This window comes from Streptomyces sp. NBC_00075 (assembly GCF_045041225.1).
GTDB lineage: Bacteria > Actinomycetota > Actinomycetes > Streptomycetales > Streptomycetaceae > Streptomyces > Streptomyces adonidis.
Genome location: NZ_CP108243.1, coordinates 10,857,294 through 10,869,236 on the forward strand (window position 1 = coordinate 10,857,294; position 11,943 = coordinate 10,869,236).

Here is an 11,943-nt window from a genome sequence, read left to right on the forward strand (position 1 = left end):
CCATGGACGCTTCCGCCGCCTCGGTGTCCGCGCTGCGCGCGGCGCACGAGCGGTTCGTGATCTCGTCGTCCGGACCGGCGCAGGGAGTACGGCCCTTGGTGGCCGACTCATGGGCCCGTTGCACGGCGTGCGGTGTACGCCCCGACGGTGGCACCCTCCCACCCCTGCGTCAGACCTCCGGGGACCTGGCCTCGTACCGGCGCGGCCATCCCCTCGCCGGCGCCATGCCGCTGCTGCGCGACCTGCTCGGCACCGGCGCCGCGGACGACGGACACGTCTTCGCGGTCGGGGACACGGACGGCACCCTGCTGTGGGTGGAGGGCGACTCAGAGGCCCTGCGCCGCGCCGAACGGATGCGCTTCGTCGAGGGAGCCCGGTGGTCCGAGCGACTGGCCGGGACCAACGCCCCGGGTACGGCCCTGGAGTTGGGGCGGGCCGTCCAGATCGTGGCAGGGGAGCACTACAGCGCCGCGGTCCACAACTGGTCGTGCGCGGCCGCCCCCGTACGCGATCTGCGAACCGGCCGCCTGCTCGGCGTGCTGGACCTCTCCGGCGGCGCGAGCATCGCCACGCCCCCGGCGCTGGCCGCGGTGCGTGCGGCCGCGCTGGCGGTCGAGGCGGAACTGGCCCGCACACCCGGTGGCGCCCTGCCCGCCCCCGACGCCGTACGGCTCCTGGCTCTGGGCCGCGACAGCGCCCTGCTGGACGACGCCGGGCGGGTACGTCGGCTCAGTCCGCGGCACAGCGAGATCGTGGTGGCCCTGGCGCTGGAGGGCCGGGGCGTGACCGGTGACCGGCTCGCCGTGGGCCTCTCGGAGCAGGAGATACCCCCCTCGACGCTCCGCGCCGAACTGACCCGGCTGCGCGCGGTGCTCGGGCCCGATCTCCTCGGCTCCCGGCCGTACGCGCTGCTGCGCCCGGTGCGCACCGACTACGACGAGGTGGCCGGACTGCTGTCCGAGGGACGGGTGGACGAGGCTCTCGCCCGGTACCCGGGCCCGCTGCTGCCGCGGTCCGAGGCTCCGCTCGTCGAGGAACACCGGCGGTCGCTGGAGCAGCAGCTGCGCGGTGCCGTGCTGGCCGGCGGTTCCGTGGGGTCGCTGCGCCGCTGGGTCGCCTCGGAGTGGGGAATCGACGACGTGTCCGCGTGGGCCGTGCTCGCCCGCACGCTGCCCGCCGGCTCGCCGCAGCGAGCCGCCGCGGCCGCCCGTGCGCTGGACCTTCGGGGAGCCGTCGTGCCGCAGGCCAGGGGCCATGCAGCGGTATTGCAGCGTTGCCGCTCCTAACGTCTGGGCATCACCACGATCGTCGTGACCGGCGGTGATCAGGAATTGATCGGAAAGGGGACGGCCATGAAGTACGACCCCCCGGGCAGGCCGGGCAGTCCCGTGGACGTCGCGCCACGGTACGAGAACTTCATCGGAGGCAAGTGGCAGGCACCCAGCACCGGGCAGTACTCGCCCAACCTGTGCCCCGCCACCGCCAAGCCGATCTGTGAGGTCCCGAAGTCGGGGCCCGAGGACATCGAACTCGCCCTGGACGCCGCGCACTCCGCGCAGGAGGCGTGGGGCGAGGCGAGCACGGCACAGCGGGCCGCGGTGCTGAACAAGGTCGCCGACGCCATCGACGCCCACCGTGAGGAGCTCGCGGTCGCCGAGAGCTGGGAGAACGGCAAGCCGGTCCGCGAGACCCTCGCCGCCGACATCCCCCTCGCCGCCGACCACTTCCGCTACTTCGCGTCCGCGATCCGCGCCGAGGAGAGCTCGATCACCGAGATCGACAAGGAGACGATCGCCTACCACTTCCACGAGCCGCTGGGTGTGGTCGGCCAGATCATCCCGTTCAACTTCCCGCTGCTGATGGCCGCGTGGAAGCTGGCTCCCGCCCTCGCCGCCGGCAACGCCTCGGTCATCAAGCCCGCGTCGCCGACCCCGTGGTCGATCCTGAAGCTGATGGAGGTCGTCGGCGACATCCTGCCGCCCGGCGTCCTCAACGTCGTCAACGGCCCCGGAGCCGAGATCGGCAAGGCGCTCGCCACCAACAAGCGCATCGCCAAGGTCGCCTTCACCGGTGAGACCACCACCGGCCGGCTGATCATGCAGTACGCGGCGCAGAACATCATCCCCGTCACCCTGGAGCTGGGCGGCAAGTCGCCGAACATCTTCTTCAACGACGTGGCCGCCGAGGACGACGACTTCCTGGACAAGGCCGTCGAGGGACTCGTCCTGTACGCGTTCAACAAGGGCGAGGTCTGCACCGCTCCCTCGCGCGCCCTCGTCCAGGAGGACATCTACGAGGAGTTCATGGGCCGCTGCCTGGAGCGGATCCGCGCCATCAAGCAGGGCGACCCGCTCGACACCGACACCATGATGGGCCCCCAGGTCTCCAGGCAGCAGGTCGAGAAGATCGCCTCGTACGTCGAGATCGGTCTCAAGGAGGGCGCCGAACTGCTCGTCGGCGGCCACCGGCCCACGCTCGGAGGAGAGTTCGCGAACGGCTACTTCTACGAGCCGACCGTCCTCAAGGGCCACAACAAGATGCGGGTCTTCCAGGAGGAGATCTTCGGCCCCGTCCTCGCGGTCACCACCTTCAAGGACGAGGCCGAGGCGCTCGCCCTCGCCAACGACACGCTGTACGGCCTCGGGGCCGGCGTGTGGAGCCGCGACACCAACCGCACCTATCGGATGGGCCGCGCGATCAAGGCCGGCCGGGTCTGGACGAACTGCTACCACCAGTACCCCGCGGGTGCGGCGTTCGGCGGTTACAAGGTCTCCGGCATCGGCCGTGAGACGCACAAGATGATGCTCGAGCACTACAGCCAGACCAAGAACCTGCTGGTCAGCTACGGCACCAAGCCGCTCGGGCTGTTCTAGGAGGAGGCAGGGACATGCCCGCGAAGCTGCACAACGGCACTGTCGGGCGCGTCACGGCCACCCGTGCGGCGCGCAAGGCGATCGCGGCCCTGCGCGCCGCCCACGGCGCACCGGTGATGTTCGTCCAGTCCGGAGGCTGCTGCGACGGCAGCGACCCGATGTGCTTCCCGGGCGGCGAATTCGCCCTGGGAGAGGGCGACATGCTCGTCGGCGTCGTCGAGGGCTGCACGTTCCACATGAACGCCGACCACTACGAGGCCCTCGGCCGCCCCTTCTTCGTCCTGGACGTCGAACCGGGCACACCGGGCGGCTTCTCCCTCGCAGCCGGGGACGGGCTGCACTTCGTGACCCGGGTCGAGGCGCCCCGGAAAAGGATCAGTTGAGGAGCGGACGCCATGAAAGCAGCGGTAGTCACCGACTTCGGCAAGCCCCTGGAGATCCAGGACCTGCCCGTCCCCGAGCCCGGCCCCGGCCAGGTGCTCGTGAAGATGGAGGCCTCGGGGCTCTGCCACACCGACATCCACGCGGCCCACGGCGACTGGCCGGTCAAGCCGCAGCCGCCGTTCGTCCCCGGCCACGAGGGCATCGGCATCGTGCAGTCCGCCGGCGCCGGCGTCTCCGCGGACCTGACCGGCAAGCGGGTCGCCGTCCCGTGGCTCGGCTCGTCCTGCGGCACCTGCCGTCACTGCCTCTCCGGCTGGGAGACCCTGTGCCTGTCACAGGTCAACTCGGGCTATTCCGTGGACGGCTGCTACGCCGAGTACGCCGTCGCGGACGCGGGCGCGGTGGTCCGGGTGCCCGACGGGGTGTCGTCGTTCGACGCGGCGCCCCTGACCTGCGCGGGTGTCACCACCTACAAGGCGATCAAGGTCGCGCGGGTGGTGCCGGCCGAGCGGGTCGCGATCTTCGGCGTGGGGGGCCTGGGCCACCTGGCCGTGCAGTACGCGCGGCTCGTGGGCGGTTTCGTCACCGCCGTCGACCTCGAACCCGACAAGCTGGGCCTGGCCCACCGGCTCGGCGCCGACCAGCTCGTCAACGCCCGTACGCACGACCCGGTCGAGGAGATCAAGCAGGCCGGCGGCGCGGACGTCGCCGTCGTGCTGGCCGCCGCACCCAAGGCGTTCGAGCAGGCCTACCGGTCGCTCAACCGGGGCGGACGCCTCGTCATGGTCGGGCTGCCCGCCGACAACGCGGCGATCGACGTGCCGATCTTCGAGACCGTCCTCAACGGCATATCCGTCATCGGCTCCATCGTCGGCACCCGTCAGGACCTGACCGAGGTGTTCGCGCTGCACGCGGCAGGCCGCACCCAGGTCATCGCCGAACCGCGGCGGCTGGACCAGGTGAACGACTCCTTCGACGACGTCCTCGGCGGACGGGCCGAAGCACGGCTCGTCTTCGAGTTCTGAGAGTTCCGCGGCCCGGCACCACCGGGCCGCGGGGAGAGGCAGCACATCATGGCCACCGTCACCGTAGGTGCCGTACGGGAGCGGGCGCCCGGCGAACGCCGCGTCGCCCTCGTCCCCGAGGCCGTCACCCTCCTGCACCGGGCGGGCATCGACGTCCTGGTCGAGACCGGGGCGGGCTCCGGGGCCTGGTTCACCGACGCCGACTACACCGCGGCGGGAGCGGCCGTCGTTCCGCCCGACGAGTTGTACGCGAGGGCGGACGCCGTCCTGTGCGTGGGACCACCGGACACGGACACCGCCCGGTCGCTGCGCGCCGGCCAGACCCTCGTCGGCCTGTTGGAACCATTGCGGCACCCCGTGCTGGTCCAGGAGCTCCGCGGGCGCGGTGTGCGCACGGTGAGCCTCGACCTGCTGCCCCGCACCCTCAGCCGCGCCCAGTCGATGGACGCGCTCACCTCGCAGGCGAGCGTCGCCGGGTACCGGGCGGCCGTCGTCGCGGCGGAGTCGTACGACCGCTTCTTCCCGATGCTGACCACCGCGGCGGGCACCATGCGCCCGGCGCAGGTCCTCGTCCTCGGTGCCGGAGTGGCCGGACTCCAGGCCATCGCCACCGCGCGCCGCCTCGGTGCCGTCGTCACGGCGTACGACGTACGCCCCGAGTCACGAGGGGAGGTGGAGTCGCTCGGCGCCCGGTTCCTCGACGTCCAGAGCCCTCAGGAAGGGGAACCGGGCACCGAACGGGGCGGCTACGCGAAGGAGTTGACCGCCGACGAGCAGAAGGCCCAACGGGCGGCGCTCGACGAGCACATCGCCCGCTCCGACGTCGTGATCACCACCGCCCAGGTTCCGGGACGCAGACCACCCCTGCTGGTGACGTCGGCCGTGCTGGAGCGGATGAGGCCCGGCTCGGTCGTCGTCGACCTCGCCGCGAGCGAACTCGGCGGCAACGTCGAGGGATCCGAGCCCGACAAGACGGACGTCCTGACGGGTGGCGTCACCGTGATCGGCGCCGGCCGGCTGCCGTCCGCGATGGCGACCGCCGCGTCCACGGCCTACGCCAGAAACCTCGTCGCCCTGCTGCGCCACCTGGTGCGGGACGGCGACCTCGTCCTCGACCCGGCCGACGAGATCACGGGAGCCCTGATGGGAGGCGAAACGTCATGAACGACCTCGATCTGCTCACCGCGGTCACCGTGTTCGTGCTGAGTGTGCTGGTCGGCGTCGAGGTCATCAGCAAGGTGCCCGCGACCCTGCACACCCCGCTGATGTCCGGATCCAACTCGGTGCACGGCATCGTCGTCATCGGCGCGATGCTGATCGCGGCCGAGGCGCACACCTGGCTCGGATACGTCCTGGCCTTCGCGGCCATGGTGTTCGGCGCGATGAACGTCGTCGGCGGGTACGTGGTCACCGACCGGATGCTGGAGATGTTCAAGGCGCGTCCGGCCACCGAGAAGAAGGCCGAGGAGTGAGCGTCATGGTTTCCGACACCGTCCACTACGTCTTCCTGGCCGCGGCCGCCTGCTTCGTGATGGGCCTCCATCTGATGAACCACCCGCGCACGGCCCGCCGCGGCAACACCCTCTCCGCCGCCGCCATGGCCGTGGCGATCGCCGCCACCGTGTGGCTCGTCGCCGACGAGGGCGCGATCAGCCGCACCGGCTGGCTCGTCCTGACCTCGGGCGGCCTCGTGGGCGCGGCGCTCGGCCTCTGGGCGGCGCGCGAGGTGCAGATGACCGCCATGCCCCAACTGGTCAGCCTCTTCAACGCCGTCGGCGGCGGCGCCGCCGCGCTCATCGCCGTGGGCGACCTGCTCCAGACCGAGGATCCGGCAGGGCTCGGCGCACGGGTCTCGCTGCCCGGGGCGCTGGACATCGTGATCGGCGCGGTCACCTTCTCCGGTTCGCTGATCGCCGCCGGCAAGCTCCAGGGCGTGGTGTCCGGTGCGCCCGTCGTGTTCCCCGGGGCACGGCTGCTGAACGTGCTGCTGCCGGCGTCCTTCGTCGTCGGTACCGGCTGGCTGGTGCTGGCACCCGACTCGCGCACGGCGCTGTACGGGCTCGTGGTGGTCGCGCTGCTGTTCGGCGTGACGATGGTGCTGCCGATCGGCGGTGCCGACATGCCGGTCGTCATCGCCCTGCTGAACGCCTTCACCGGGTCGGCGGTCGCGATGGCGGGCTTCGTGCTCGACGAGACCGCGCTCATCATCGCGGGCATGCTGGTCAGCGCCTCGGGCGGCATCCTCACCAAGCTGATGGCCGATGCCATGAACCGCTCCATCGCCAACATCGTCATCGGCGGCTTCGGCACCGGCGACAGCGCCCCCGCGACGGCCGCCGAGGGCGGGACACCGGCGCAGGTTCGGTCCGTGTCCGCGGACGACGTGGCGGTCCAGCTGGCGTACGCGAGCAAGGTGATCTTCGTCCCCGGGTACGGTCTGGCCGCCGCCCAGGCCCAGCACGAACTCGGGGATCTGGCCAAGCTGTTGACCGAGCAGGGCGTCGACGTCAGTTACGCCGTGCACCCGGTCGCGGGCCGTATGCCGGGGCACATGAACGTGCTCCTGGCGGAGGCGAACGTGCCGTACACCCAGCTGAAGGAGATGGACGACGTCAACCCCGAGTTCCCGCAGGCGGACGTGGCCCTGGTGATCGGCGCGAACGACGTGACCAACCCGATGGCCCGCCGCCCCGGCAACGCGATCTCGGGCATGCCGATCCTCGACGTCGACAGGGCGAAGAGCGTGGTCGTGATCAAGCGGTCGATGGGCCACGGGTACGCGGGCATCGACAACGAGCTCTACACCGACCCGAAGACCGGCATGTTCTTCACCGACGCGAAGAAGGGACTGAGCGAACTGAAGGCAGCCGTCAATGAGTTCGTCGGCTGACGTACGGCGGCGAGACGGGCCCCGCGGACGATGTGGGGCCCGTCTCGGCGGTCGGTCCCGTCTTCACTCCTCCGGCACCATGTCGACCGTCCCGCCGTCCCCGCCCTGTCCGACCACCCGGACGTCCGTGCGGCCCTTGACGCGCAGCGCGGCGGCGACCCCGGCGGCGACGGCGGGCGCGTTGCCGAACAGCGAGTGCAGCCAGGGCAGTTGCCAGGACGTCTCCGGGTACGGCGTCGAGAACACCTCCAGACAGCCGGTCGCGTTGACCGCGATCACCTTGCCGCCGGCCGCCCGCTGTGCCGCGTCCAGGATGTACCGGGCGCCGAGCGCCTCGCCGCAGCCCTGGCAGGCACGGTGACCTGAGGTGAGTGCGTTGGACCGGTCCGGGTCCGCCTGGTCCGACTGCATCTCGGGGCCCAGCAGCCGGTTTCCGGCGGCGAAACTGCCGACCTGATAGAACCTCACCTGCCGTGCGGTGCTCATCGGTTGCTCCCCACGTCACGCAGGATGTTCTCGGCCGAAGGCCCGGACCGCCGGGTCCGCGCCATACGCGCCAACTCCCGCTCCACCAGGTCGGTGTCGAGGTCCAGGAACGTCAGCTGTCCGAGCCGCCCGGCCGGCGCGTCGGCGAACAGCCGGTGCAGCGAGGCCTTGGTGATCGCGCGCCCGCCGAGCCCGGCGATCACGGTGTGGCCGTCGAGCTGGATCCCGGAGAGCGCGGTGCGGACGTTCGCCGAGACGATCCCGCCGATGCCGACCGCCAACGCCCTTTCCAGCACGACGACCTGGCGGGCCCGGCCCAGTGCGGCACGTACCGCCTCCAGCGGGAACGGCCGGAAGGACGTGATCGCCAGAGCGCCGATGCGCACCCCGTTCTCCCGCATCTCGTCGACGACGTCGCACACCGTGCCGAACACCGACCCGAGGGCCACGACGATCGTCTCGGCGTCCTCGCATGCGTACGGATGGACCAGACCGCCGCAGTCCCGCCCGAACACCTCGCGGAACTCCGCCGCGATCCTCGGGATCGCCTCCAGCGCCTGCATCTGCTTGGCGTGGGCGAGGTAGCGCACCTCGGTGAAGGCCTCCGGGCCGACCATCGCGCCGATCGACACCGGCTCGGCCGGGTCCAGGACCTGGCGGGGTTCGTACGGCGGCAGGAACGCGTCGACCTGAGCCTGGTCGGGCACCTCGATCCGCTCCCAGGCGTGCGTGAGGACGAAGCCGTCCATGCACACCATCACCGGCAGGGACAGCTCCTCGGCCAGCCGGAAGGCCTGCGGGTGCAGGTCTGCCGCCTCCTGGTTGTCGCGGGCGTACAGCTGGATCCAGCCCGAGTCGCGCTGGGACATGCTGTCGCTGTGGTCGTTCCAGATGTTGATGGGCGCGCCGATCGCCCGGTTGGCGACCGTCATCACGATCGGCAGCCCGAGGCCCGAGGCGTTGTAGAGGGCCTCCACCATGTACAGCAGCCCTTGGCTCGCGGTCGCCGTGTAGGTACGGGCCCCGGCCGCCGAGGCGCCGATGCACAGGGACATCGCGGCGAACTCCGACTCGACGTTGACGTACTCGCACGGCTTCAGCGCACCGGACTTCACCAGGCGGCTGAGTTCCTCCACGATGTGCGTCTGCGGGGAGATGGGGTAGGCGGCGATCACTTCCGGGCGGCAGTACGCGACGGTCTCGGCGACCGCGCGCGAGCCCTCAGTCCGCTTCAGCATGAGCGGGCTCCTCACGAAGGATCTCGACGTGCTCGTACGCCTCCCGGGCGGCGTCCGCGTTGGCCGACCCCAGGCCGCCGGGGAAGCGTTGCCGGATCGCGGCGGTCAGCGAGCCGAGCGTCACGCAGCCGGTGAGGGCGGCGAGGCCGCCGAGCGGGACGGCGCTGGGCACCGGACGCCCGACATGGCGCAGGGCGAGTGCGGTGGCGGGGACCGTGAGGACCGGACCGGTGAGTGATTCCAGGCCCAGGTGATCGGCGCCATGAGGGGAGTTGACCAGAACCGGGCCGCCGGGCCGCAGCCCGGCGAAGACGTCCACCTGGTGCAGCAGCGTCGCGTCCTGGACCACCAGGGCGTCGGGCCGGGTGACGGGCTCGCGAACCCGGATCGGCCGGTCGTCGATCCGACAGAACGCCATGACCGGCGCCCCTGTCCGCTCCGAGCCGAAACTCGGGAACGCCTGCGCGTGGCGGCCCTCCAGAAAGGCCGCCACCGACAACAACTCCGCGGCCGTGACGGCACCTTGACCGCCGCGGCCGTGGATGCGTACCTGGAACACGGAGCACCCTCCTTGCCTGGGATCCGGTGCGGACACTCACCGGTGCGGCACGACGGCGACCGGGCAGTGGACGCGGTGCATCACCGCGTGGGTGACGGGCCCGGTGTGTGTGCCCAGCCTGGCGGGGCGGATGCGACGGCCGACGACCAGCAGACCGGCGTCCTTCGCGGCGTCCGTCAGCCGCTGGCCGGCGCTGCCCTCCTGCGCAAGCTCGTGGACCTCGACGGTGGGAAACTTCTCCCGCCACGGCCGCAGTACGGCGGTCAGCGCTTTCGAGGTACCCGCCCGCACCGCCCTGCGCGCCCTGGCCGCCGCGGCGGCCTCCACGTACGGCAGTTGCCATGTGTGCACGGCCCGCAGCGGAGCCGCCCGCAGCATCGCGCTCTCGAAGGCGAACGCGAGCACCTCGTCGCACGCGTTCGCGGGGTCGACGCCGACGACGACATCACGGTACGGGGTGGTGGCCGAAGGGCGGTTCTCCGCGTCCGGCAGGTGCTCGTCCTCCGGAGTCCGCCCGGCCCGTACGAGGACGACGGGGCGCGTCACATGGGCGACTGTCGCCAGTGCGACCGAGCCGGCCATGAATCCGCCGAAGCCGCTGAACGCACGGCTGCCCAGCACCAGCAGCTCGGCCTTGTCGCCTGCCTCCACCAGGGCGTCCGGCGCGGACCCGGCTATCTGCTCGATGGTCGGCACGATCTGTGGGAAGCGTTCGCCGAGCCGCTCCACGGCACCCCGGAGAGTCCGGCGCGCCCGGTCGCGCGGCGCGTCCAGCTCGGGCAGCTCCGACGGGTCGGGAGCCGTCCCGCCCTCCCAGGCGTGCACCAGGTGCAGCGGCAGACCACGCCTGAGTGCCTCCTGGGCCGCCCACTCCGCGGCGGCGAGGCTCTCCCTCGATCCGTCCGTTCCCACGACAACGGGGCGCAGCATGGCCGACACCTCCTCCGGTCGGTGTCCGCGCGCAGATGCGCGGACCCTGCCCCACCAGAGTCGCCGAGCCGGCCCACCGCCGTCAGGGGCCGGTGCGTCCCGACCGCAGGGCCGAACGGCCCCTCTGGGGCGTCAGCGGTGGCGGCCACAAGACCTGGCCGACGTCGCGCGCCTTCGGAACCCGGCCAGGCCGAGCGTAGTCAGCGCGGCAGCGACCGTCGCGAGCAGTATCGGCGCGGCGACGCCCGGGTCGCGCATGGCGGGCAGGGGTGGGATGTGCTCGAACGGAGAGGCGTCCACGGCCCGGTCGGGCAGGTGGACCTGCCGCACCCGGACGGGTCGACGAGGACCATGAACTCGCTGTAGGCGATGTCCAGTTCGAGTCCGGCGACGGCAGGGTGGTCCATCTTAGGGAAGCCACGGGTCGCCTTGCGGAAGGTGGCGGGTGCCATGACTGTTTCCTACCGGAATCCGTGGGACGGACGGACGGAGCGGGCAGGGCCGGGCCCGACGGGACCACCCACCAGGGCCGGTCGGCCCATGCTCCGGTCAGGGCCCATGACCGAGGCTGAGGTCGGGGAGCCCATGTCCGTGACGACACGCGCACCTGGCGCCGTGGGAGGACACCATGCACAACACCCCGCACACCGTGAGCGATGTGATGACCCGTACCGTCCTCGCCCTGAGGTCCGGCGCGACGTTCAAGGACGTGGTGAAGGCTATGCGGGAGTGGAAGGTCAGCGCCCTTCCCGTGGTGGACGACGGGCACCGGGTCGTGGGGGTCGTCTCCGAGGCCGATCTGCTGCTCAAGGAGGAGTTCCGGGACGGCGACCCCGACGGGTACGCCCGTCCGCGTCGTCCGGACGACCTGGCCAAGGCCGGGGCGCGTACCGCCGAGGAACTGATGACGGCCCCGGCGGTCACCGTCCGCTCGGGTGCGTCTCTCGCGCAGTGCGCCCGGATCATGGCGCGCCACCGGGTGAAGAGGCTGCCGGTCGTCGACGGCAACGGTGTTCTGAAGGGGATCGTCAGTCGCTGCGACCTTCTCGGGGTGTTCCTGCGGGACGACGCCGACCTTGCCCGGGAAGTGCGCCGCACGGTCGTGGAACGCCTCGTCCCCCACACGGCGGAAGCGATCCGGGTCGAGGTCCGCGACGGGATCGTGAAGCTGACCGGCCGGGTCCGGGAGGTCGGGCTCGCCCCCGTCGCCACCCATCTGGCGCGGGCCGTCGAAGGCGTGGTGGACGTGGACTGCGCACTGTCGGGACCTCACCGCCACCCCGACCCGGATCCCGGCCTTCCGGACGTCGAAGCGGCTGTGGCGAACCCCGGATCCCCTCCCGGGTGAGCCGGCCCGGCTCCTGGACGACCGGGCGGAGGCCTGGACCGTCCTGGCCGCCTGTCTGTTCGCCGTGGCGGGAGCCTGGTCGTGCGCTGCTGACGAGGGGGAGGAGACGAGCGGCTGACAGGGCCCGAAGGGCCCCGCGTGGGGCCGGTCGGCCCTGCCCCGCCTGTGCCGCGGCGCGCGACGCTGGTAGTAGGAGAAGAACGAGGAGGG

13 protein-coding genes and 1 pseudogene are annotated in these 11,943 nt (G+C 71.7%); 8 read left to right on the forward strand and 6 right to left on the reverse strand.

What is annotated here, in order from left to right; translation table 11 throughout:
• Positions 1 to 2 precede the first annotated feature (2 nt).
• The 7 genes from OG787_RS47615 to OG787_RS47645 all read left to right on the forward strand — a co-directional run bounded on the left by OG787_RS47615 (position 3) and on the right by OG787_RS47645 (position 7,172).
• Entirely contained in the window at positions 3 to 1,286 is a 1,284-nt protein-coding gene (locus OG787_RS47615; protein ID WP_405539739.1) for a GAF domain-containing protein, read from the forward strand.
• A gap of 66 nt (positions 1,287 to 1,352) precedes the next feature.
• A complete protein-coding gene (locus OG787_RS47620; protein ID WP_369029765.1) occupies positions 1,353 to 2,873 on the forward strand; it encodes an aldehyde dehydrogenase family protein in 1,521 nt (506 codons plus the stop codon).
• 14 nt (positions 2,874 to 2,887) lie between these two features.
• On the forward strand, positions 2,888 to 3,256 hold the full coding sequence (locus OG787_RS47625; protein WP_369029764.1) for a DUF779 domain-containing protein: 369 nt from the start codon (positions 2,888 to 2,890) through the stop codon (positions 3,254 to 3,256).
• A 12-nt stretch (positions 3,257 to 3,268) separates the two neighbouring features.
• A complete protein-coding gene (locus OG787_RS47630; RefSeq protein ID WP_405539741.1) occupies positions 3,269 to 4,282 on the forward strand; it encodes a zinc-dependent alcohol dehydrogenase in 1,014 nt (337 codons plus the stop codon).
• Positions 4,283 to 4,330: 48 nt separating this feature from the next.
• The gene (locus OG787_RS47635; RefSeq protein WP_369029762.1) at positions 4,331 to 5,446 is read left to right on the forward strand and encodes an NAD(P) transhydrogenase subunit alpha; all 1,116 of its coding nucleotides are present in this window, start codon (positions 4,331 to 4,333) and stop codon (positions 5,444 to 5,446) included.
• On the forward strand, positions 5,443 to 5,754 hold the full coding sequence (locus OG787_RS47640; RefSeq protein WP_369029761.1) for an NAD(P) transhydrogenase subunit alpha: 312 nt from the start codon (positions 5,443 to 5,445) through the stop codon (positions 5,752 to 5,754). The genes OG787_RS47635 and OG787_RS47640 overlap by 4 nt, the downstream gene beginning before the upstream one ends.
• Before the next feature lie 5 nt (positions 5,755 to 5,759).
• Positions 5,760 to 7,172: an NAD(P)(+) transhydrogenase (Re/Si-specific) subunit beta gene (locus OG787_RS47645; protein WP_369029760.1), complete on the forward strand. Its 1,413-nt coding sequence runs from the start codon at positions 5,760 to 5,762 to the stop codon at positions 7,170 to 7,172.
• Between the two features lie 63 nt (positions 7,173 to 7,235).
• Here the strand turns inward: OG787_RS47645 and OG787_RS47650 are convergent, their stop codons facing one another.
• The 6 genes and pseudogenes from OG787_RS47650 to OG787_RS47675 form a co-directional block, all read right to left on the reverse strand.
• A complete protein-coding gene (locus OG787_RS47650; protein ID WP_369029759.1) occupies positions 7,236 to 7,658 on the reverse strand; it encodes a thiamine pyrophosphate-dependent enzyme in 423 nt (140 codons plus the stop codon).
• Positions 7,655 to 8,896 (reverse strand): pyruvate ferredoxin oxidoreductase, encoded by a 1,242-nt coding sequence (porA, locus tag OG787_RS47655; protein WP_405539744.1) that lies wholly within the window; start codon positions 8,894 to 8,896, stop codon positions 7,655 to 7,657. Before porA ends, OG787_RS47650 begins: the two co-directional genes overlap by 4 nt.
• Positions 8,880 to 9,455 (reverse strand): 2-oxoacid:acceptor oxidoreductase family protein, encoded by a 576-nt coding sequence (locus OG787_RS47660; RefSeq protein ID WP_405539745.1) that lies wholly within the window; start codon positions 9,453 to 9,455, stop codon positions 8,880 to 8,882. Before OG787_RS47660 ends, porA begins: the two co-directional genes overlap by 17 nt.
• 36 nt (positions 9,456 to 9,491) lie before the next feature.
• Complete coding sequence (locus OG787_RS47665) at positions 9,492 to 10,385, reverse strand: universal stress protein (RefSeq protein ID WP_405539746.1); 894 nt, start codon at positions 10,383 to 10,385, stop codon at positions 9,492 to 9,494.
• A 132-nt stretch (positions 10,386 to 10,517) separates the two neighbouring features.
• Entirely contained in the window at positions 10,518 to 10,715 is a 198-nt protein-coding gene (locus tag OG787_RS47670; RefSeq protein ID WP_405540833.1) for a hypothetical protein, read from the reverse strand.
• A pseudogene (locus OG787_RS47675) lies at positions 10,700 to 10,837 on the reverse strand (sugar ABC transporter ATP-binding protein); the annotation flags it as partial. The pseudogene OG787_RS47675 and the gene OG787_RS47670, both read right to left, overlap by 16 nt.
• Positions 10,838 to 11,013: 176 nt before the next feature.
• On the opposite strand from OG787_RS47675, the gene OG787_RS47680 reads away from it, so the two are divergent.
• Complete coding sequence (locus OG787_RS47680; protein WP_369029755.1) at positions 11,014 to 11,733, forward strand: CBS domain-containing protein; 720 nt, start codon at positions 11,014 to 11,016, stop codon at positions 11,731 to 11,733.
• The last annotated feature ends 210 nt before the right edge of the window (positions 11,734 to 11,943 follow it).

Excerpts from the sequence above, each read along its gene's own strand:
- OG787_RS47615 (WP_405539739.1), top strand. The coding sequence starts at position 3 with ATGGACGCTTCCGCCGCCTCGGTGTCCGCGCTGCGCGCGGCGCACGAG.
- OG787_RS47620 (WP_369029765.1), top strand. The coding sequence starts at position 1,353 with ATGAAGTACGACCCCCCGGGCAGGCCGGGCAGTCCCGTGGACGTCGCG.
- OG787_RS47625 (WP_369029764.1), top strand. The coding sequence starts at position 2,888 with ATGCCCGCGAAGCTGCACAACGGCACTGTCGGGCGCGTCACGGCCACC.
- OG787_RS47630 (WP_405539741.1), top strand. The coding sequence starts at position 3,269 with ATGAAAGCAGCGGTAGTCACCGACTTCGGCAAGCCCCTGGAGATCCAG.
- OG787_RS47635 (WP_369029762.1), top strand. The coding sequence starts at position 4,331 with ATGGCCACCGTCACCGTAGGTGCCGTACGGGAGCGGGCGCCCGGCGAA.
- OG787_RS47640 (WP_369029761.1), top strand. The coding sequence starts at position 5,443 with ATGAACGACCTCGATCTGCTCACCGCGGTCACCGTGTTCGTGCTGAGT.
- OG787_RS47645 (WP_369029760.1), top strand. The coding sequence starts at position 5,760 with ATGGTTTCCGACACCGTCCACTACGTCTTCCTGGCCGCGGCCGCCTGC.
- OG787_RS47650 (WP_369029759.1), bottom strand. The coding sequence starts at position 7,658 with ATGAGCACCGCACGGCAGGTGAGGTTCTATCAGGTCGGCAGTTTCGCC.
- porA (WP_405539744.1), bottom strand. The coding sequence starts at position 8,896 with ATGCTGAAGCGGACTGAGGGCTCGCGCGCGGTCGCCGAGACCGTCGCG.
- OG787_RS47665 (WP_405539746.1), bottom strand. The coding sequence starts at position 10,385 with ATGCTGCGCCCCGTTGTCGTGGGAACGGACGGATCGAGGGAGAGCCTC.
- OG787_RS47680 (WP_369029755.1), top strand. The coding sequence starts at position 11,014 with ATGCACAACACCCCGCACACCGTGAGCGATGTGATGACCCGTACCGTC.